Origin of the sequence: Sphingopyxis sp., assembly GCF_050725655.1 — a bacterium.
Classification (GTDB): Bacteria; Pseudomonadota; Alphaproteobacteria; order Sphingomonadales; family Sphingomonadaceae; genus Sphingopyxis.
On sequence record NZ_JBOHHT010000084.1, the window covers coordinates 15953 to 36377 of the forward strand.

Sequence of the window (20425 nt, forward strand, 5' to 3'; positions counted from 1 at the left end):
GTCCGCTTCCCAACCCAAAGCAGGCATAAGAAAAGGGCCGGAGTTTCCCCCGGCCCTTCCCTAAATCATTGCGTGCCTGTCAGGCGCCGGTCACGTCGGCCGTATCGACCTTCACGCCCGGGCCCATCGACGACGACAGCGCGATCTTCTTGACATATTTGCCCTTCGCGCCGGCCGGGCGGGCCTTGACGATCGCGTCGACGAAGGCGTCGAAGTTCTGGCGGAGCTTTTCCTCGCCGAACGACAGCTTGCCGAGGCCGGCGTGGATGATGCCGACCTTTTCGACGCGGAATTCGATCTGACCGCCCTTGGCGGCCTTCACGGCTTCGGCGACGTTCGGGGTCACGGTGCCCAGCTTCGGGTTCGGCATCAGGCCCTTCGGACCCAGCGTCTTGCCGAGGCGGCCGACGATGCCCATCATGTCCGGCGTCGCGATGACGCGGCCATAGTCGAGGTTGCCCGCGAGCATGTCTTCCATCAGGTCCTCGGCGCCAACCTTGTCGGCGCCGGCGGCCAGCGCCTTGTCGGCGTTGTCGCCGCGCGCAAACACGGCAACCTTGACGTCCTTGCCGGTGCCGGCGGGGAGCGTCACGACGCCGCGGACCATCTGGTCGGCGTGGCGCGGATCGACACCCAGGTTCATCGCGATTTCGAGCGTTTCGTCGAACTTGGCCGAGGCCAGCTCGCGAACGGTCTTCAGCGCTTCGTCGACGGTGTGCAGCTTCAGCGCATCAACCTTGCCCTCGAGGGCCTTCTGCTTTTTGGTCAGCTTGGTCATCGGATCAGCCCTCCGTCACTTCGAGGCCCATCGAGCGCGCGCTGCCCTCGATGATCTTCGTTGCCTGTTCGATGTCGTTGGCGTTGAGATCCTTCATCTTGATCTCGGCGATTTCGGCGAGCTTCGAGCGCGCGATCTTGCCGCCGCTGATCTTGCCGGGTTCTTTCGAGCCCGCCTTGAGGTTCGCGGCCTTCTTGATCAGGTAGGTTGCCGGCGGCGTCTTCGTGACGAAGGTAAAGCTCTTGTCGGCAAAGACGGTGATGATGGTCGGGGTCGGGGTGCCCTTTTCCATGGAATCGGTTGCGGCGTTGAACGCCTTGCAGAATTCCATGATGTTGACACCGCGCTGGCCGAGTGCCGGCCCGAGCGGCGGCGAGGGGTTTGCGGTCCCTGCCGGAACTTGCAGCTTGATGTAGCCGCTGATCTTCTTAGCCATGATGGCCTCCTATCTTTCTGTCGCCCCGGACTTGATCCGAGGCTCAAAATTAGCGGTCGAACAGAAGGGCATCACCCCTTCCTCCCGCGCGGAATCACGCCCTTGTCTGACGCGAAGCGGCGCCGTTAGACGTAAAAGCCAAAAAAGGCAAGCCGACCGCCTGCTTTTTCGACCGTCATTGCGAGCAGAGCGAAGCAATCCAGAGCGGTTTACGCAAACTCTGGATTGCCGCGTCGCTTCGCTCCTCGCAATGACGACTCTAATTACTGGGTCGCGGCCGGATCGTAGCGGATCAGCCCTTCCTGTACCGCCGAGGCGATCAGCGTGCCGTCGCGGCGATAGATGCGCCCGCGGTTGATCCCGCGGCCGCCGCCGCTCCAGTCGCTGTCCATGACATAGACGAACCATTCGTCGACGCGAATATCGTCGTGAAACCACATCGCATGGTCGAGGCTGGTCGAGAACAGGCCCGGCGTGTCCCAGGTCATCGCGTGCGGCATCAGCGTCGTCGAGAGCAGCCCCATGTCCGAGGCATAGGCAAGCAGTGCGCGATGGATCAGCGGATCGTCGCCGACAGGCGAGGAAATGCGGAACCATTCATATTGCATCGTCGCCTTTTCGGACGGCGGCGGGCGAAAGGCGCGAACCTCGAACGGGTGCATGCGCGCCATATGTTCGATGCGCCGGTCGCTGATCTTGGGGTCGACGGCGATAAAATCGGCGAAGTCCCAGCATTCCTCGGGCGGCAGGATACCCGTCATCGGGATCTGATGCGACAGACCTTTCTCGGGCGCCTGGAACGAGGCGGTGAGGTTGAAGATCACCTTGCCGTCCTGACGCACCACAACGCGGCGGTTGGCGAAGCTGCGCCCGTCGAAATCGCGGTGAACGCGGAAGTGGAGCGGCTTCGCTTCGTCGCCGCCGCGCAGGAAATAGGCGTGGAGCGAATGGACGCTCTTGCCGGGATCGACGGTGCGCGCCGCGGCGACCATCGCCTGCGCGATCACCTGCCCGCCGAAGATGCGCTGGCGGCGCGGCTTGGTGAAGGCGGGGTAAGTGAATTCGTCGGGCTCGTCCGCCGCTTCGAGATCGAAGAGGTGGACGATATGCCGGACGAGCCGTTCGCGATCGACGCTGGTGTAGATTTCGCGCGCATGGTCGGCACGAGCCTGCATCTCTTCGGGAGTGAGGCTCATGGCGCGTTCCATTCAGCGGATTTCGCGCGCGCCCAGAGGCGCGCTGCGATGTTATTTGAAGCGTTCGACCTGTTCGAAGTCGAGTTCGACCGGGGTGGCGCGACCGAAGATCGACACCGACACCTTGACGCGCGCCTTTTCGAAATCGAGTTCCTCGACCAGCCCGTTGAAGCTGGCGAAGGGACCGTCGAGCACCTTGACCTGATCGCCGATTTCGTAATCGACGCGGATTTCCTGCTTCGGACGGGCCGCTGCCTCTTCCTTGCTGTTCAGGATGCGTGCGGCTTCGGCTTCGCTGATCGCCTGCGGCTTGCCCATCGAACCGAGGAAGCCCGTGACCTTCGGCGTGTTCTTGACGAGGTGATAGACATCGTCGGTCATCGTGAGTTTGGCGAGGACGTAGCCCGGGAAGAATTTACGTTCGGCCTGGACCTTTTTGCCGCGCTTCACCTCGGTGACGGTTTCAACGGGCACTTCGACGGCTTCGACGAAGTCGGTCAGGCCCATGCGTTCGGCTTCGGAAAGCACCGAATCGCGAACCTTGTTCTCGAAACCCGAATAGGCGTGAATGATGTACCAGCGCGCCATGTTTATCCGTATCCTGTCCCTGAAACCGCGGGCGTTAGCGCGCGAGCGACGTCAGCCAGCTGACGATCGCGTTGAAAACCGTGTCGACGCCGAAAAAGAACAGCGCAAGGATCGTCGTCATGATGATCACCATGATCGTCGTCTGTACCGTTTCGCGGCTGGTGGGCCACACGATCTTGCGGGCTTCGGCGCGTACCTGATTGATGAACTCAGCCGGGCTGGTCTTCGCCATGTCGATCGTCCTGTCTTTTTGCGTCAATGATCCGGGCCAGATGGGTTGCCGCCCCCCGCGCGTCAAGCGCGCTTGGGGCAATAGTCCGCCCACCCTCCCCGATCAAATCGGCGAAAGGCGGAAGGAAAACGGCGCATCTGTCCGAATGAAAGCGGCCTTTACTTGGGCCCTGCGGCGATTGCAAGTCAAAGGCGGGCAAGCGCGCGCTGCATCCAGATCAGCAGCCCGGCCATGACAATCCAGCTGACGGTCGGTTGGAGCGCGAACAGCAGGTGCAGTTCGCGCGCCGCGGCCTTGCCGTTCTGCGGGTCGAAGCCGACGAGGTCGAGGAGAAGATAGCTGACCGCGATCGCGGCGGCGACGCCGAACTTCTGCATCAGGTTCAAGAGCGCGAAGAGAAAAGCCGACCGATTGCGGCCGCAGCGGCCGGCATCCTGCGGAATCAAGTCGGCGAGCATCGAGTAAGTGAAGAGCAATCCGACGAACCCGGTCCCGAGCATCAGCGAGAAACCCACCGCCTGCTCCAGGCCCTGCGGTTTCTGGAACAAGGTCGCAACGAGCAGGCTGGAGATCAGGAGCCCCATCGCCATCATCATCGGCGGCTTGCCGAACCGGCGCGCGAGAAAGGTCCACACGGGCGACGCGAAGGCCCCGCCAATGAAGCTTGCGAAGAGCAGCACCGCGCTCTGCGCGTCGAGATCGAGCACCGCGGCGGCGAAGAAGACGAACAGCGAGGTCAGCGATCCGAAGGCGAAGCTGTTGAGAAACTGCACGCCAAGCAGCAGCATCAGCGGCGGGAAGGAGAAGGACGCGCGTATCTCGTGCCGCCAGCCGATGCCCGCCTCTGCCACAACCGCACGCGGCGGGACGAGGCGGATCGCGAAAAGCGCGACTGGCACCATGAGCAGGAAGAGGCTGGCATAGGCCATGATCCGCCCCTGCAAGCTGATCCCTGGGATCAGGAGCTGCGCCGCCGCAGGCGCGGCAAAGGCGAGGATCAGAGCGATCTTCGCGAACCAGTCGCGCATCCCGTAAAGCAGCGCGCTGTCGGCCGGGGTGCGCACCAGCGCCGAGCCCCACGACAGCTGCGCGACCTCATAAAGGCTGTAGCTCGAATAAAAGAATATCATCATCAGGAAGAGCGCCGCAAAGGGCAGCCGGTCGCCGACCGTGACCAGCGCGAGCAGCAGCAGAAACAGCGGCACGATCGCGAGCAGCATCCAGCGCCGGTGCGCGCCGAGCCCGGTGCGCACACGGTCGACCATCGTCCCGATCAGCGGGTCGACGACGCCGTCCCATATCGTGGTGAGCGAAAAGAGCAGCCCGACCAGCGCCACCGAAATGACGCCGCCCTCGGCGATATAAGGCGGCAGATAGACGCTGAACGGCAGGCCGAGGATCACCGTCGGCCCCGCCGTCGCGGCATAGGCGGCGACCGTCCGCGGGCGCAATACCGGGGTTTCGTCGGCGCGGGCGGCCGAAGGCAGGGCAGTACTGGCCAAGGCACGACGCTCCCGAAGCAGGAGCCGGCACATTTTCAGTTATTGACAACCCTGTCAACAGATCGCGGCGCCCCGAAGGGTCGCGCTAACGGATATTGAAATGCGACAGGAAAGGCTGGAGCCGCCAGTCGATCTCTTCCGGGTCGAGCCATTCGTCCTCGATCCCCATCAGCGTGCTCAGCATTGAATCGCCGACGACAATATCAAAAAACAGGCGCGCTGCCGCCTCCGGGCGGTCGATGTCGGCCTTGCCGGTTGCCGCCCATTCCGCGAACAGCTCGATCAGTTCCTCGAGCGCGGGCACGTGCAGGTCGCGGTAAATCTGCATCGCGAATTCGTGGTCGCGCAAACTCTCGGAAATCAACATGCGCATCAGCGCGACCGCGTGCGGCGATTCCATTAGCTCGCTTTGGCGATGCGCGTAGCTCTTGAGGATTTCGACGGTCGACAATCCCCGCGTGGCGTCGTCGTCAAGCGACCGCAGCATCGCTTCGTCGCACCAGCGCGTTGCGATCGCGCGAAGCAGCCCCTGCTTGTTGCCGAACAACTCATAGAGCGTCGCGAGCGAGCCGCCCGAACGCTTGACGATTTCGGCGAGGCTGGTGCGCTCATACCCCTGTTCGAGGAACAGCGCCTCGGCGGCATCGAGGATTGCGCTCTGCCGACGTTCGCGTGGCGATGGCCTATCCATTTGACATAAGGCCGATTCCGACATGCTCAAATTTTTCCTCCTCCCTTGCGCTTTTTTGTAATTTAAATTACAGAGCGCCTCAACGCAAGCTTTTGCGTATAAACAAATCCCGCACAACTGCGATTTTTCAGGGGTCCATATGAGTCGCTTTCGTCCTCTTGGCTGCGCCGCCGGCGCTGCGCTGGCTCTGGTGCTGGCTTCCTGCTCGTCGGAAGCGCCCCCCGCTCCGCCGCCGCCCGAGGTCAATATCGTCACGATCCGCACGCAGGCAGTACCGAATGTGATCGAATTGCCTGGCCGCGTTCAGGCATTTCGCACTTCCGAAGTCCGCGCTCGGGTCAATGGCATCGTCGAGCGCCGGCTGTTCAACGAAGGCAGCTACGTCCGTGCCGGGACGCCGCTGTTCCGGATCGACCCGCGCGAGTTGACTGCAACCGCCAATGCGGCGCGCGCGCAGCTTGCGCGTGCACAGGCGACCGCCGCCAACGCGCGGCAGGTGGTCGGCCGCTATCAGCCGCTGCTCGCCGACCAAGCGATCGGCAAGCAGGAATATGACGCCGCGGTCGCCGGGCAGCGTACCGCCGAGGCCGATGTGCAGGCGGCGCAGGCCAATCTGGAATCGGCGCGGCTGAACCTTGGCTATTCGATGGTTACCGCCCCCATATCGGGCCGCGCGCGGCGCGCCGAAGTGACCGAGGGCGCGCTCGTCAACGCGGGGGCCGGCACCTTGCTCACGACGATCGAGCAGATCGACCGCGTCTATGTCAATTTCGGGCAATCGAGTTCGGACCTGCTAGCGAACCGCCGCGACATGGGATCCGGCAAGGTCACCGCGCCCCAATTCGACCGCGTCGAAGTGCAGCTGATCCTCGAGGACGGCACCGCCTTTCCGGTCGTCGGCCACCTCGACTTCCTCGATCTGTCGATCGACGAGGCGACGGGCACCGCCGCGCTGCGCGCCGAATTCCCGAACCCGAATTCGGCGCTGCTGCCCGGACAGTTCGTCCGTGCCCGCATCTTCGCGGGCAACCGGTCGGATGGCGTCCTGATACCCCAGCGCGCGGTCAAGCTGGCCGCCGACGAGGCGAGCGTGATGGTGCTCGACGCCAAGAATATCGCGACCCCGCGCCCGGTGAAGCTCGGCACGATGGTCGCCGGTCAGTGGGCGATCCTCGACGGGCTGAAACCCGGCGACCGGGTGATCGTCGACGGGCTGCAAAAGGTGCAGCCGGGGCAACCGGTGCGCGTCGCGCAGCCCAAGGGAACGGCATCGACCCCCGCGGCGAAGCGCTGACCTGACATGACACCCCGCTTCTTCATCGACCGGCCCATCTTCTCCTGGGTCATCGCCATCGGCATCCTGTTGTCGGGCATCATCGCGCTGCGCGGGCTTCCCGTGGAGCAATATCCGTCGGTGGCGCCGCCATCGCTGACGATCGGCGTCACCTATCCGGGCGCCGACGCGAGCACGCTCGAACAGAATGTGACGCAGGTCATCGAGCAGGAGCTGAACGGGGTCGAGGGTTTCCTCTACATGGCCTCGACCAGCGAATCGAACGGCACCGCATCGATCACCCTGACCTTCGAGGCGGGGACCGACATCGATAATGCGCAGATGGAGGTGCAAAACCGCCTGCGCCGCGTCGAGCAGCGTTTGCCCGAGGATGTGCGCCGCCAAGGCATTTCGGTCACCGAGGCCAATTCGGGCTTTCTGCTGATCGTCGCGATCACCTCGAAGAGCGGCAACACCGACCCGATGGAGGTCAACAACTTCGCCAATACGCGCGTGCTCGACGAGCTGCGGCGTGTGAACGGCGTCGGCAACGTCCAGGCATTTGCGCCGGAATATGCGATGCGCATCTGGCTCGACCCGCAAAAGCTGGCCTCGCACAATCTGTCGCCGGCAGAAGCGCTCGGCGCGGTGCAGGAACAGAACAGCCAGACGCCGGGCGGCCAGCTCGGCGACCAGCCGCTCGCCAAGGGCGCGCAGCTCAACGCCGTCATCACGACGCAGGGCCGCTTCACCAAGCCCGAACAGTTCGAAAGCATCATCCTGCGCGCGAACCCCGACGGGTCGGCGGTGACGCTGGGCGACGTCGGCCGGGTCGAGCTGGGCGCGGCGAGCTATCTTTTCTCGTCCGAACTCAACGGCAAGCCGATGGCCGGCCTTGCGGTCCAGCTCACCCCTGGCGCCAATGCGCTGTCGACCGCGACGGGCATCCGCGATCGGATGGCCGAACTGTCGAAGGGCTTCCCGCCTGACGTCACCTGGTCGATCCCGTACGACACGACGCCCTTCATCAGCCTTTCGATCGAAGAGGTGGTGATCACGCTGGGCGAAGCGATGCTGCTCGTCTTCCTCGTGATGTTCCTGTTCCTCCAGAACTGGCGCGCGACCGTCATCCCCACCGTCGTGGTTCCCATCGCGCTCGCGGGTGCGTGCCTCGGCCTCTGGATGTTCGGCTTTTCGATCAACGTGCTGACCCTGTTCGGCATGGTGCTCGCGATCGGCATCCTCGTCGACGACGCGATCGTCGTGATCGAGAATGTCGAGCGCATCATGAACGAGGAGCATCTGTCGCCCTATGACGCGACGGTGAAGGCGATGAGCCAGATCACTTCGGCGATCATCGGCATCACGCTGGTGCTGATCGCGGTGTTCATCCCGATGGCTTTCTTCCCCGGATCGACGGGCGGCATCTATCGCCAATTCTCGATGACGCTCGCGATCTCGATCGCCTTCTCGGCGCTGCTCGCGCTGACGCTGACGCCTGCCCTCTGCGCGACGCTGCTGAAGCCGCACGACCAGACCGAGCGCAAGGGCCGCATCGGCGCATTCTTTGACCGCTTCTTCGGCGGCTTCAACCGCTGGTTCGAGCGCACGACCGACCGCTATCAGGGCGGCGTCGGCAAGATGCTGGCGACGCCGCTGCGCTGGCTCGGCGTGTTCGCGCTGATGGTCGCGATCACCGCATTGCTCTTCACGCGCCTGCCGGGCTCGTTCCTGCCGCAGGAAGATCAGGGCTATCTGGTGACCGTGATCCAGGCGCCACCCGGCGCGACGACGCAGCGCACCAACGAGGCGACCAAGCAGGTGAAAGCCTTCTTCGCCGAACAGCCGCAGGTCGCCAATGTCGTGTTGGTCAACGGCTTCAGCTTCTTTGGCCAAGGCCAGGCGAACGCGATCATGTTCACCCCGCTGAAACCGTGGGACGAGCGCAAGGGCGACGGCGACAGCGCCGACGCGATCGCGGGCAAGGCGATGGGCGCCTATGCGAACATCAAGGAGGCTTTCGCCTTCTCGCTGAGCCCGCCGTCGATCCCCGAACTCGGGACGTCGAGCGGCTTCACCTTCAAGCTACAGGACCGCGGCGGCAACGGGCGCGACGCGCTGATCGCCGCGCGCAACCAGATTCTGGGCGGTGCAATGCAGAGCAAGCTGCTCGCCAACGTCCGCCCCGAGGGGCAGGAGGATGCGCCCGTGCTGAAGGTCGACATCGACCGGATCCAGGCACGCGCGCTCGGCCTGTCGATCGGCGACGTCAATGCGACGCTCGCGATCAGCTTCGGCAGCGCCTACGCCAACGACTTCACCCGCGAAGGCCGCGTGCTGCGCGTGCTGTTGCAGGCCGATGCCGCGAGCCGGATGACGCCGCAGGACGTGCTCGAACTGCGCGTGCGCAGCGCGAACGGCGACATGGTGCCCTTCGGATCGTTCAGCAAGGCCGAGTGGTCTGCCGAGGCTCCGCAGCTTCAGCGCTATAACGGCTATCCCGCGATGACGATTTCGGGTGAACCCGCGCCCGGCCAGTCGACCGGCGAGGCGATGGCCGAGATGGAGCGGCTGGCGCAGACACTGCCGGCGGGCTTCTCTTTCGAATGGACGGGCATCTCCTATGAAGAGAAGCAGTCGGCGGGCCAGATCGGCATGCTGCTCGGGCTGTCGCTGGTCGTCGTCTTCCTTCTGCTCGCGGCGCTTTATGAAAGCTGGGCGGTGCCGGTGGCGGTGCTGCTGGTGGTGCCCTTGGGCGTGCTCGGCGCGGTGCTCTTCTCGATGTTCCGCGGCCTTTCCGCCGACATTTATTTCAATGTCGGGCTGATCACGATCATCGGGCTTGCGGCGAAGAATGCGATTCTGATCGTCGAGTTCGCGATCGAGCAGGAGGCCGAAGGCAAATCGGCGCTCGACGCGGTGATGGAAGCGGTGAAGCTGCGCCTGCGGCCGATCATCATGACCAGCCTCGCCTTCATTCTGGGCATGGTGCCGCTCGTCATCGCGAGCGGAGCCGGCGCCGCCAGCCGCATCGCGGTCGGATCGGGCGTGATGGGCGGGATGATCGCGGCCACTTTGCTGGGCATCTTTTTCATCCCGCTCTTCTATCTATCGGTACGCAAGTGGATCAGCCGCAAGCGGCCGCCCGCCCCCGCCGAAAAAGGACATCATGAGGAACCCGGTCATGCGTAACCTGATCGCGCTGCTCGCAGCGACGACGCTCGCCGGATGCGTCAATATGGCGCCGAAACATGAGCGCCCGGCGCTGCCCACCGCGCCTGCCTATCCGGCCGAATTCGCCGGCGATGTGACGCTCGGGCAGCGGGCAACCGAGGTCAACTGGCAGGACTTCTTTGCCGATCCCCAGCTCGAGGTCCTGATCGCGCAGGCAATCGAGCGCAACCGCGACCTCGCCGTCGCGGTTGCGCAGATCGAGGAAGCGCGCGGCCTGTACCGTATCCAGGATGCCGACCGTCTGCCGACGGTCGGCGCCAGCGCCGCCGCCACACGCACGCGTGGCGCTTCGCTGACCGGACCCGGGACCGACACTTCCAATCGCTATTCGGTCGGCGTCGGCGTGACCTCGTTCGAGCTCGATTTCTGGGGGCGCGTCAAGAATCTGTCCGAAGCGGCGCGCAGCCAGTATCTCGCGACCGAGCAGGCCGAGCGCGCCTTCCGCCTCACGCTCGTCCGCGACGTCGCCTCGACCTATTTCTCGTCGCGCGGCGCCGAGGAGCAGATCAAGCTTGCCGAAGCCACGGTGACGAGCCGCAAGGAAGGGCTGCGGATCGCGAAGCGCCGCCTCGATGCGGGGGTCACGTCGGCGCTCGACTATCGCCAGTCCGAAACGCTGCTGACGCAGGCCGAGACGCAACTTGCGAGCCTGAAGCTCGGCAAGGCGCAGGCCGATAATTTCCTCGCCGTGCTGACCGGTGGACCGGTTGCCGGCCCCCTGCCCGCACCGCTGCCGCTCGTCGCGCAGGGCCAGTCGCCGACGCTGACCGCCGGCCTGCCGTCGGACCTGCTCGTCGCGCGGCCCGACGTGGTGGCGGCCGAAGAACGATTGCGCGCCGCACGCGCCAATGTCGGCGCCGCGCGCGCCGCCTTCTTCCCGTCGATCTCGCTGACCGGCAACCTTGGCTTCGCTTCGGGTTCGCTCGACAACCTGTTCAGCAACGACGGTTTCGGCTGGAGTTTTGGCCCGTCGATCAGCCTTCCAATCTTCGATTTCGGGCGCAACAAGGGCAATCTGACCGTCGCCGAGGCGCGCGAGAATATCGCCGTCGCAACCTATGAGCGGACCGTCCAGGGCGCGTTCCGCGAAGTCGCCGATGCGCTCGCTGGCCGCCGCTACCTCGCCGAACAGGTCGAGGCGCAGGAACGCGGCACGCTCGCGACCCGGCAGATCGCCGACCTCGCGCGCAAGCGGTATCGCGAGGGGGTCTCGACCTATCTCGAAGTGCTCGATGCCGAACGCAATCTGTTCGCCGCCGAACAGGCGCTGATCGAGCTGAGGCGTGCGCAGGTCGACAATCTGGTGACGCTTTATGTCGCGCTGGGTGGCGGATTGGTCGAGCGCCGCTAAGGCGTCGGGACCAAAGCCGCAATGACCCAAGAAACCCCCGCCCTGCTCAAGGATATTCTGGGCCCGCAAGCAATGCAGACGATCGGTGATGCGGGGACGGCGGCGTCGCCACGCTTCGATCGCGCCGCCTTTTTGTCTGCGGCATCGGGCGGGCTGGATGCACTGTCGATCATGGAACGCGTGCGCCATATCGCCGACGCGCTCCATGCGGCGCTGCCCGGTGATTATGCAGCGGCGCTCGATGTCGTCCGCGCGATGGCGCCGCGGCTCACCCATGGGTTTCAGGCGATGGCGGTTACCGAATATGTCGCGCGCTATGGCCTCGATGATTTCGACCGGTCGATGGATGCGCTCGCCGACCTGACGCGCTTCGGCTCGGCCGAGTTTGCGATCCGTCCGTTTCTGGCCGCGGATACGTCACGCGCGCTGGCCGTCATGATGCGATGGACCGGCAGCGCGGACGAGCATGTCCGCCGGCTCGCGAGCGAGGGTGCGCGGCCGCGCCTGCCTTGGGCGGCACGCGTCCCGGCGCTGAAGGCCGATCCGACGCTAGCGGCGCCGATCCTCGAAATGCTGAAGGCCGATCCGAGCCTGTACGTCCGCAAATCGGTCGCGAATCATCTGAACGATATCGCCAAGGACCGGCCCGACTGGCTGCTGGGCCGCCTAGCGGCGTGGCCGCAGGACGACGCGCGCACGGCCTGGATCATCCGCCATGCGCTGCGCACGCTGATCAAGAAGGGCGATCCCGCCGCTCTCGCGCTTATCGGTGTTGGCCATGGCGCCGCAGTAAGCGTGCGCAATTTCGGAATTTCGCCAGCAACCGTTCGCCTCGGCGACCGGATAGCCATCACCGCCGATCTCGCGTCGGCCTCAGCCGACGATCAGCGGCTGGTGGTCGATTATCGCGTCCATTACGCCCGCGCGGGCGGAAAAAGTGCTGCCAAGGTCTTCAAACTCAAGACGTTCGAACTCGCGGCTGGGGAGACAGCGCCGCTCGCCATCAGACAGACGATCCGCGATTTCAGCACGCGGCGACATCATCCGGGTCGGCATGAGGTCGAGTTGATCGTCAATGGCCAGATGATGGCAACCGCCGCATTCGATATTTTGCCGACGGACTGACCTCCGGCCCACAACCGACCTAGCGTGGAGGCACGGGTTGTGGCGGCTCGGCCGTGACCTCGGGCGGCGGACGCCCCTCCGACATCGGCAGACGCAGGTCGATCCGGCTGCCGTTGATCTCGGTCGTTATGACCGCATCGCCGCCCTCGATCCCGATGCGCGTCCGGTCGCCGATCGGAATGTCACCGATGTCGGGAATATCCAGCGGCTCGACGGGGCCGGTCGGATCGACCACCTTCTTCGGCCGCGGCGCGGCCTTCTTGCCCGATACCTCGGTCATGAAGTCGCGCCAGATGCGCGCCGGCAACCCGCCGCCCGACACGCCCTGAAGCGGCGTATTGTCGTCGTTTCCGATCCACACGCCGACGACGAGGCCGTTGGCATAGCCGACGAACAGCGCGTCGCGATTGTCCTGGCTGGTGCCGGTCTTGCCGAAATTCGCCTGCGGCAGCCGCGCGGCGCGGCCGGTGCCACGATTGACCGCGGCGCGCAGCATTTGTTCGATGTCCTCATGCTCGCTCGACCCGAAACTCGATGGGCCTGAGATCAGATTCTCGAACCAGCCCTTTTCGTCGGTCTCGAACGCGTGCGGCTCGACCGGATAGCTGTTCGCCGCGACCGCGGCATAGGCGGCGGTAAGTTCGAGCAGGGTCATGCTCGACGTGCCGAGCGCGAGGCTGGGATCGCCCTTGGCCATCGGCGCGGTGACGCCGAGGTCACGCGCCATGTCGATGACCTTGTCGTCGCCAATTTCGCGGAGCAGCCGCACCGCGGCGACATTGCTCGACGAGGCGAACGCGTCTTCGAGGCTGATTTCCTTTGAATAGGCGCCGCCCGAATTTTTGGGACGATAGGAGCCGGTCTCGATCGCGCTGTTGTCGATCATGTCGTCGGGGTCCCAGCCGGCGCGGAGCGCGGCGAGATAGACGAACAGCTTGAAGGTCGAACCCGGCTGGCGCCGCGCCTGCGTCGCGCGGTTGAAGGGCGATGCGGCATAATCCTTGCCGCCGATCATCGCGACGACCTCGCCATTCGGGCGCATCGCGACGAGCGCGACCTGCGCCTTGCCCAGCCCCGCGCGCCCCGTCACGCGGCGCGCGACGCCCTGCAACCGCGCATCGAGCGTCGTCGCGATCGTCTGACGCGAATAGCCGACATCGCTCAATTTGCGCGCCTCGGGCAGCGCCCAGTCGGCGAAATAGGTGCCGGTCGGCAATGTGTTCCGGCTGCGCACATCGATGCGCGGGGTACGGAGCGCCCCCCGCTCCTGCTCGGTGAGATAGCCGGTCGCGACCATCGCATTCAGCACCAGCTTCATGCGTTTTTCGGCGAGGTCAGGGTTTTTGGTGGGGGCGAGGCGCGACGGCGCCTGTACCAGCCCAGCGAGCATCGCCGCCTGCGCCGGGGTCAGCTTCTCGGGCTGGCGATAGAAATAATGGAGCGATGCGGCGCGCAGGCCATAGGTGTTGTCGCCGAAATAGGCGTTCGAAAGATAGCGTTCGAGAATCTCGTCCTTGCTGAGCCAAGCTTCCAGCCAGAAGGCGATCAGCGCCTCGCGCGCCTTGCGGCCGAGGGTGCGTTTGGGCGTGAGGAAGGTGAATTTCGCGAGCTGCTGGGTGATCGTGCTGCCGCCCTGCGTGCGTCCGCCGGTGACATTGCTCCAGACCGCGCGCGCGATGCTGCGCGGGTCGACGCCCCAATGGGTGTAGAAGCGCCGGTCCTCGATCGCGAGGAAGGCGCCGGTCACATGTTTCGGCAGATCCGCCGCCTTCACCGGCGTATCGACGATCGCCCCGATGCGCGCGATCGGCGTGCCGTCCGAGGCGAGCAAGGTGATCTGCGGCGGCGCGATCGGTTCGAGCGATTTCGAGAGCGGTGCGGTGAGCGCGAGCCAGCCGACGAGCAGGATGAAAATCACGCAGAAGATCGCAAAACCGCGCGAAATACGGCGCATCCATTTGCGCCCGCGCGTCTCGGACACGATGGGCGGCGGCGGCGCTGCTATATCGGCGAACGGGCCACCCGGCGTCGCGGCGAGGGTGGGATCGGGGCCTTCGGGTTTACGGAACCATTTCATGCGCAGCGCCCGTATTACAGCCCCAACACAGCATAAGCAATTGCGTTATATGATGGTCGGATTGGCCCACTTCATCAAGAAGGACAGCGACTTGATCGGCGCCGCGGGATAAGAAAAGAAAAAGCCCTGCACATCCGGAGAGCGATGACATGAGCGATACAGCCACGCGCTATTGCGACCTGGTGATGAAGGGCGGCATCACGAGCGGCATCGTTTATCCGAACGCCGTTCTGGCGCTCGCGCGCGATTTCCGGTTCAAGAATATCGGCGGAACGTCGGCGGGCGCGATCGCCGCGGCCGCCACCGCGGCGGCCGCCTTGGGCGACCGCAAGCATGTCGCATCGGGATCGACCGCCCCCTGCCCCGCGAGGCTTGGCTTCGCCGGTCTCGAACGCATCGCGGCGCAGCTTTCGTCGCAGGGCTTCATCTTCAGCCTGTTCCAGCCGGCGCGCGGCGGACGAAATGCCTATCGATTGATCGTCACCCTCGCCGGGAACGCGAGCGTGCTGCGCAAGACCTTGGTCGCCGCAGTTGCGGTTGTGGCGATCGCGCCGCTCGAAGCGCTGCTTTTGCTCGGCCTGTTCCTCGTGGGAGGTTACTGGCTCGCGGGGCCGCACGGAGTTGTCGCCGTGCTGTTGCCGTCGGTGATCTGCTCCTATCTTGGCGCCGCGATTGCCGCAGTTTTGCGCGTTGCGCGCGTTACGCGGCGCAATCTGCTCGGGCTTTGCTCGGGCCTGAGCGTACACAGGGATGCCGCGAAACCCGCGCTGACCGAATGGCTGCACGACGTCCTGCAATCCTTGTCGGGCAAGGCGATTTCAGAGCCGCTGCTGTTCGACGATCTGTGGGACGCGCCGCGCTACGCTGGCGAGCCGAACACCGAAACGGCGATCTCGCTGCAGATGATCACGACGGGCGTCTCGCATCACGAACCGCGGACGCTGCCCTTTACCGACGCGTCCTTCTGGTTCCTGCGCGAAGAATTCGACCTGCTGTTCCCCAAGCCGGTGGTCGATGCGATGGTGGCGATGGCGGGGTCGCCCGATCGGGTCGGGGAGAAGGATTATTACCGCCTGCCCGGCAAGGGCCGGATGCCCGTGCTGGTGGCGATGCGCATGAGCCTCAGCTTTCCGCTGCTGATCAGCGCGGTGCCGCTCCACGAGCCCGTCGGGAGGCGGACACTCCGCGGCGAGACGGAGGGAGACGCACTCGATGACGGCGAGGATGCCAAGGAGGCGACGCTGAGCCAGAGTACCGATAGTCTCGCGACCGGCGGCGAGGCGCCCCTCTCCGTGATCGAGGGTTTCCGCATCTGCTGGTTTTCGGATGGCGGCGTGTCGAGCAATTTTCCGCTCCACCTGTTCGACGCGCCGCTGCCGCGCTGGCCGACGTTTGCAATCAATCTCGTCTATCCCCAAAGCGACGACGATGCGGCGGCCGAGAACCCCGAGCCTCAAAGTGCGCAGGACAAGGCCGAGGCCGCGGTGTGGCTTCCGCTGCACAACAATCGCGGCTGGCAACGCAGCTATAGCTCGATCGCCCGGCCGCTCGCGCTGGCCGAGGTGTCCGGCTTCGTGTTCGGGATCATCAGCACGATGCAGAACTGGCGCGACCTGTTGCAGTCGCGGGCGCCGGGGCAGCGCGACCGGATCGTCCACGTCGCGCTCGACAAGGTCGAGGGCGGCATGAACCTCGACATGTCGCAGGCCATATTGGACAGCATTTCATTGAAAGGCACGGTCGCCGGCGAACGGCTGTACCAATTCTCGTTCGACAATCATTATTGGGTGCGATGGCGGAACGTCGCCTCGGGCCTCCAGCGCTATACGATCCGGATTGCGGCGAGCGCGAAGGTCGTTCCGCCGATCCCGGCTTATGCGGCCGCCTTTGCGACGGTGCGCACGGGAGCGCCGCCGCCGGTTTCGTATAAGTTCCGGTCGGCCGAAGCCCAAGGTGCCGCGCAGACGCTGTTCGCCGACCTGGTGTCGCGCGGCGAGGAGTGGGACGACCTTGGCCCCGACCTCAGCGACGGGACGCCGCGGCCGCTGCCCCAGATGCAGATCACCCCGATCTATTAGCTGACGGGATCGTCGCGGTCCTGCTGCTGCGCCGCCTGATCGTCCTTCTTGATGAAGCTCATCTTCCCTTGCGGCTCGAGGATCGCCCACGCGACCTCGGACATCCGCCCGATCCCCGCGAGCCGCATTTCGGACAGGATCTCGTCGCGCGTCAGCCGATCGCGCCGCAGATTTTCGGTCACGATCTCGCCGTCGCGCACGATCACGCGCGGCGCGCCCTCGAGCAGATCCTTGGCGCGCGGAAACAGATAGGCGGTCCAGCTGAGCACCAGCGCCCAAAAGGCGAAGGTGCAGATGGCGAGCGTCGCGCCGGTCAGGCTGAAGTCGTTGTGCGTCACGCCCTGCTGGATCAGGTCGCCGAGCACGACGAGCACGACGAGCACGACGAATTCGAACGGCGTCATCTGGCCGAGTTCGCGCTTGCCGAGCAGCCGGATGAGCAGGAACAGGATGAAGAACATCACCGTGGCGCGAAGGACAATATCCATCAGGGCAGCACTTTGATGCGAAGCGGCATCGCACCGATGCGCCGGCTGCCGTCAAGGACCGCGATTTCGCCTCGCGTGCCTGCGAACAGCGGCGGATTGATCTGTCCGTCGACCTTGATGTGGAGACTGTCCCCAGCGGCGAGCGGGCCGTAAGAAAAATGGAAACGGCCGTCCTCGAAACTCTCTTCGGCGGGCGCCGGGATCATCGTGTTGACGGTCATGTCATGCCAGAGCGCGGGCGATATGGCGACCACGGCGTCGTCGAGCGGAACCTCGGCCCTCACTGTGATGTCGGTTTCAAAAAACTCGCCGTTGCGAATGGTCGTCGGCGTCTTGACCGTCAGGCGCACATCGCCCAGATCGGCTGTGCGCGGCGTGCTTGGCTGCCCGCCGGTGAAGCCGAGCGCCGCTGCCAGCAACAGGCCGCCGAGAATGAGGATCGAGATCGGGCTGGCGTGCCGGTCCCACGGGCGTTGCGATGGCTTGGCGTCAAGTCCCTCCAGCGCCTGCATCCAATCCTCCAGCCGGATCGCAAATGCCCCGCGGCCGCAATGACCGAAGGCGCCCGTCTGCGTTGGCAGACGGGCGCCTATTGGACGCTTGGCGCGGCGGTTCGTTCCGCTGCCCTAGCGGTCGGTCGGTCGCTGCATTCTCGATCAGCTCGGCGACCTCGACGGGATGCGAGACCATCAGCGCGTGCGAGCCGTTTGCGACGCCGACGGTTTTGCGCGCATGGGCGCGGTCGGCCATGAATTTCATCGTCGCGGCGGGGATGTTCCGGTCCTCGGCACCATAGATCACATAGGTCGGCAGGCTCTTCCACGTCGCGGCCTGCGATGCGTCGGTCAGCGCCGCCTGCGTCACCGGCCGCTGCGTCGCGGCCATCAGCGTCGCCTGCGCCGCGGGCAGGTCGGCGGCGAACTGGCCGTGGAATTTGGCGGGCTGGATATAAAGATCGGTTCCGCCGTCCGGCAGGCGCACTGGCGAAAGGGCATCGCCCAGCGTGCTGCCCGGGAATTTAGCCGAGAGCGTCAGCGCCGATTCACCCGTGTCGGGCAGGAAGCCGGCGACATAGACGAGCGCCTTCACATTGGCATTGCCCTTTGCGGCTTCGGTAATGACGACGCCGCCATAGCTGTGCCCGACGAGGATCACGCCGCCCGGGATCGAGCGCACGACCGCGGCGACGCTTTCGGCATCGCTCGCAACGCTGCGCAGCGGGTTCGCTGCGGCGATCACAGGATAACCGTCCTTTTCGAGACGGGCGATCACGTCGTTCCAGCCGGAGGAGTCCGCGAAAGCGCCGTGAACCAGTACGACGGTCGGCTTCGCCGCATCTTCGGCGGCCTGAGCGGTTGCGATACCCGAGAAGAATAATGCGGCGAGCGCCGCCGAACGAATGGAGCGATACGATTGCTGTTTCAGCAATTTAACCCGGCGGGCGTGGTCATGGCAGAACCGAGAGTCGACAATCGCCCTGCACTAAGCGGGCGTTTCGTCCCCCGGCACCAAGGGCTCCTCCCATCCGGCCTCGGTCGCCTCGAAGCGCGACCCCGCCTCTAGCGTGCGATGCACGGGGCAGCGATCGGCGACGGCGATCAGCTCGGCGTGCTGCGCGTCGTCGAGCGTGCCTTCGATCTCGACGCGGCGGCTGAAGATGTCGGGCTTGTCCGCGCCCTTTTCCTTCCGGTGGGTCACGCCGGTGCGGATCCGGTCGACCGGCCAGCCCTTGCGGTCCGCATAAAGGCGCAAGGTCATTGTCGTGCAGGCGGCGAGTGCGGACGAGAGAAGGTTGAACGGGGTCGGCCCCGAACCGAGACCACCAGCGCTTTCGGGCTCGTCGGCGATGAAGGCGGCCTTGCCCGCGCGCATCGCGAGCTGGAATTTGCCGAGCCGCGTTTCCTCTGCCTCCGCGTCGAACTGGCTGGCCGCGGTCGGCGGCGTTGCCGGCAGGTAGCGGCTGGCCCAGGCCGAAATCATGTCGGCGGCGAAATCGGCATCGCGGGCATTGGTCAAAAGATGGTCGGCGCCGTCGAGCGAGACGAAGCTCTTGGGATGTTTGGCGGCGAGGTACATGCTGGTGACATTTTCGATCCCGACCACCTGATCGATCGGCGAATGGAGCAGCAGCAGGGGCCGCTTCAGCTTTGCGAGGCGCGCGCCCTGATCCTGTTCGCGCAGACTGGCGACGAACTCCTTGCGGACGGTGAAGGGGCGGCTGCCAATCGCCACGACGCCGCTTCCTTCGCGCTCGATCGTCTCCAACCCTTCGGGGTCGAACTGGTGGAGCGCATGTTCGACGTCGAAGGGCGCCGCGATCGTCGCGACGGCGTGGATGCCGGGCAGCGATCCCATTGCCGCGATGACGGCCGCGCCCCCCAGGCTGTGTCCGACAAGCAGCATTGGCGGCATCCCCGCATCCGCCATCGCGCCTGCTGCGTCGACCAGGTCCTTCACATTATGGCTGAAACCCGACGCGCCGAATTCTCCTTCGCTGGCGCCGAGCCCGGTAAAGTCGAAGCGCAGGACGCCGATGCCGGCACCGGCCAGGCGGCGCGATATTCGCACCGCGGCCTTATTGTCCTTCCCGCACGTGAAGCAATGCGCGAACAGCGCCCATGCCTTGGTCGAACCGACCGGCAGCTCGAGGCGACCCGACAGGCGATCGCCGGCGGCATTGTGAAAATCGAAAGGGCGCGTCGGCATGATGTTCTCCGGAATCGCGGCGGCTGACCAACCTACGCATAACAGAAAGCGTGCGGATGCAGGAACCGCCAAGGCACCCGCAGTTAAGCGAGCCCCTCGGCCTGGAGTGTCGCCTGCACGGCGGGACGCGCGTTCAGCCGGTGATGGATCGCGGCGATCGCGGGAGGAATTTCGACGCCGAAACGTTCGGCCCAACGCGTGTTCACGAACAGATAGAAATCGGCGACGGTCGGCTGGTCGCCGAACAGATAGTCGCCCTTGAGCGTGTCGCCGAGATAGCGCATCCGCGCGGTGATATAGGCGCTCGCGACGGCCTTTTGTTCATCGGTTCCATTGTGCCAATAGGGCTTGAAGCTTTTGTGGAGTTCGGTCGAAATATAGGCGAGCGCCTCGACGAGCCGCGTGCGGCCGAGCGGGCCTTCGACGCCATATTGCGGATAGACGCCCGCCAGATAATCGAGAACGGCGATATTCTCGGTCAAGACCTCGCTATTGTCGAGTTGCAACGCGGGAACATAACCCTTGCGCGTGACGCCGTTGAAATCGGCGCCGCTCGCGGTGATCTTCGTCTTGATGTCGACGCTCTCATTCTCGAACGGTGTGCCGGCCTCGTGGAGCGCGATATGGGCGGCCAGGCTGCAGGCCCAGGGGCAATAATAGAGTTTCATCG

At 65.0% G+C, this 20425-nt stretch carries 18 protein-coding genes; 5 read left to right on the top strand and 13 right to left on the bottom strand.

What is annotated here, in order from left to right:
* Positions 1-79: 79 nt before the first annotated feature.
* From rplA to ACREBX_RS11980, 7 genes are all read right to left on the bottom strand, one after another.
* The gene (rplA, locus tag ACREBX_RS11950; RefSeq protein WP_431561970.1) at positions 80-778 is read right to left on the bottom strand and encodes a 50S ribosomal protein L1; all 699 of its coding nucleotides are present in this window, start codon (positions 776-778) and stop codon (positions 80-82) included.
* A gap of 4 nt (positions 779-782) precedes the next feature.
* Positions 783-1214, bottom strand: coding sequence for a 50S ribosomal protein L11 (gene rplK / locus ACREBX_RS11955; protein WP_058539477.1), 432 nt, complete (start codon positions 1212-1214; stop codon positions 783-785).
* Between the two features lie 263 nt (positions 1215-1477).
* Positions 1478-2410 carry an acyl-CoA thioesterase gene (locus ACREBX_RS11960; protein ID WP_431561971.1) on the bottom strand — a complete coding sequence of 311 codons (933 nt, stop codon included), beginning with the start codon at positions 2408-2410 and terminating at the stop codon, positions 1478-1480.
* Positions 2411-2461: 51 nt separating this feature from the next.
* A complete protein-coding gene (gene nusG / locus ACREBX_RS11965) occupies positions 2462-2998 on the bottom strand; it encodes a transcription termination/antitermination protein NusG (protein WP_037516051.1) in 537 nt (178 codons plus the stop codon).
* A gap of 34 nt (positions 2999-3032) precedes the next feature.
* Positions 3033-3230: a preprotein translocase subunit SecE gene (gene secE, locus ACREBX_RS11970; protein WP_431561972.1), complete on the bottom strand. Its 198-nt coding sequence runs from the start codon at positions 3228-3230 to the stop codon at positions 3033-3035.
* Positions 3231-3415: 185 nt separating this feature from the next.
* On the bottom strand, positions 3416-4732 hold the full coding sequence (locus ACREBX_RS11975) for an MFS transporter (protein ID WP_431561973.1): 1317 nt from the start codon (positions 4730-4732) through the stop codon (positions 3416-3418).
* 85 nt (positions 4733-4817) lie between these two features.
* Complete coding sequence (locus tag ACREBX_RS11980) at positions 4818-5423, bottom strand: TetR/AcrR family transcriptional regulator (protein WP_431561974.1); 606 nt, start codon at positions 5421-5423, stop codon at positions 4818-4820.
* Between the two features lie 139 nt (positions 5424-5562).
* Between ACREBX_RS11980 and ACREBX_RS11985 the strand changes: the two genes are divergently transcribed.
* Genes ACREBX_RS11985 through ACREBX_RS12000 form a run of 4 tightly spaced genes read left to right on the top strand, consistent with a single transcriptional unit; the run spans position 5563 to position 12406 of the window.
* Positions 5563-6717, top strand: coding sequence for an efflux RND transporter periplasmic adaptor subunit (locus ACREBX_RS11985; RefSeq protein ID WP_431561975.1), 1155 nt, complete (start codon positions 5563-5565; stop codon positions 6715-6717).
* Between the two features lie 6 nt (positions 6718-6723).
* A complete protein-coding gene (locus tag ACREBX_RS11990) occupies positions 6724-9888 on the top strand; it encodes a multidrug efflux RND transporter permease subunit (protein WP_431561976.1) in 3165 nt (1054 codons plus the stop codon).
* Entirely contained in the window at positions 9881-11281 is a 1401-nt protein-coding gene (locus ACREBX_RS11995; protein ID WP_431561977.1) for an efflux transporter outer membrane subunit, read from the top strand. The genes ACREBX_RS11990 and ACREBX_RS11995 overlap by 8 nt, the downstream gene beginning before the upstream one ends.
* Before the next feature lie 21 nt (positions 11282-11302).
* Positions 11303-12406 (top strand): DNA alkylation repair protein, encoded by a 1104-nt coding sequence (locus tag ACREBX_RS12000; protein ID WP_431561978.1) that lies wholly within the window; start codon positions 11303-11305, stop codon positions 12404-12406.
* Positions 12407-12425: 19 nt separating this feature from the next.
* On the opposite strand, the gene ACREBX_RS12005 is transcribed toward ACREBX_RS12000, so the two are convergent.
* The gene (locus ACREBX_RS12005; RefSeq protein ID WP_431561979.1) at positions 12426-14483 is read right to left on the bottom strand and encodes a transglycosylase domain-containing protein; all 2058 of its coding nucleotides are present in this window, start codon (positions 14481-14483) and stop codon (positions 12426-12428) included.
* Positions 14484-14632: 149 nt separating this feature from the next.
* Here ACREBX_RS12005 and ACREBX_RS12010 point away from each other — a divergent pair, with 149 nt between their 5' ends.
* A complete protein-coding gene (locus ACREBX_RS12010) occupies positions 14633-16561 on the top strand; it encodes a hypothetical protein (protein WP_431561980.1) in 1929 nt (642 codons plus the stop codon).
* On the opposite strand, the gene ACREBX_RS12015 is transcribed toward ACREBX_RS12010, so the two are convergent.
* From ACREBX_RS12015 to ACREBX_RS12035, 5 genes are all read right to left on the bottom strand, one after another.
* Positions 16558-17049 carry a DUF421 domain-containing protein gene (locus ACREBX_RS12015; RefSeq protein ID WP_431561981.1) on the bottom strand — a complete coding sequence of 164 codons (492 nt, stop codon included), beginning with the start codon at positions 17047-17049 and terminating at the stop codon, positions 16558-16560. The genes ACREBX_RS12010 and ACREBX_RS12015 overlap by 4 nt on opposite strands.
* Complete coding sequence (locus ACREBX_RS12020; protein WP_431561982.1) at positions 17049-17561, bottom strand: hypothetical protein; 513 nt, start codon at positions 17559-17561, stop codon at positions 17049-17051. The genes ACREBX_RS12015 and ACREBX_RS12020 overlap by 1 nt, the downstream gene beginning before the upstream one ends.
* Positions 17539-18477: an alpha/beta fold hydrolase gene (locus ACREBX_RS12025; protein ID WP_431561983.1), complete on the bottom strand. Its 939-nt coding sequence runs from the start codon at positions 18475-18477 to the stop codon at positions 17539-17541. Before ACREBX_RS12025 ends, ACREBX_RS12020 begins: the two co-directional genes overlap by 23 nt.
* Before the next feature lie 54 nt (positions 18478-18531).
* A complete protein-coding gene (locus ACREBX_RS12030; protein WP_431561984.1) occupies positions 18532-19755 on the bottom strand; it encodes a bifunctional alpha/beta hydrolase/OsmC family protein in 1224 nt (407 codons plus the stop codon).
* A gap of 83 nt (positions 19756-19838) precedes the next feature.
* Positions 19839-20423 (bottom strand): glutathione S-transferase C-terminal domain-containing protein, encoded by a 585-nt coding sequence (locus ACREBX_RS12035; protein ID WP_431561985.1) that lies wholly within the window; start codon positions 20421-20423, stop codon positions 19839-19841.
* Positions 20424-20425 lie beyond the last annotated feature (2 nt).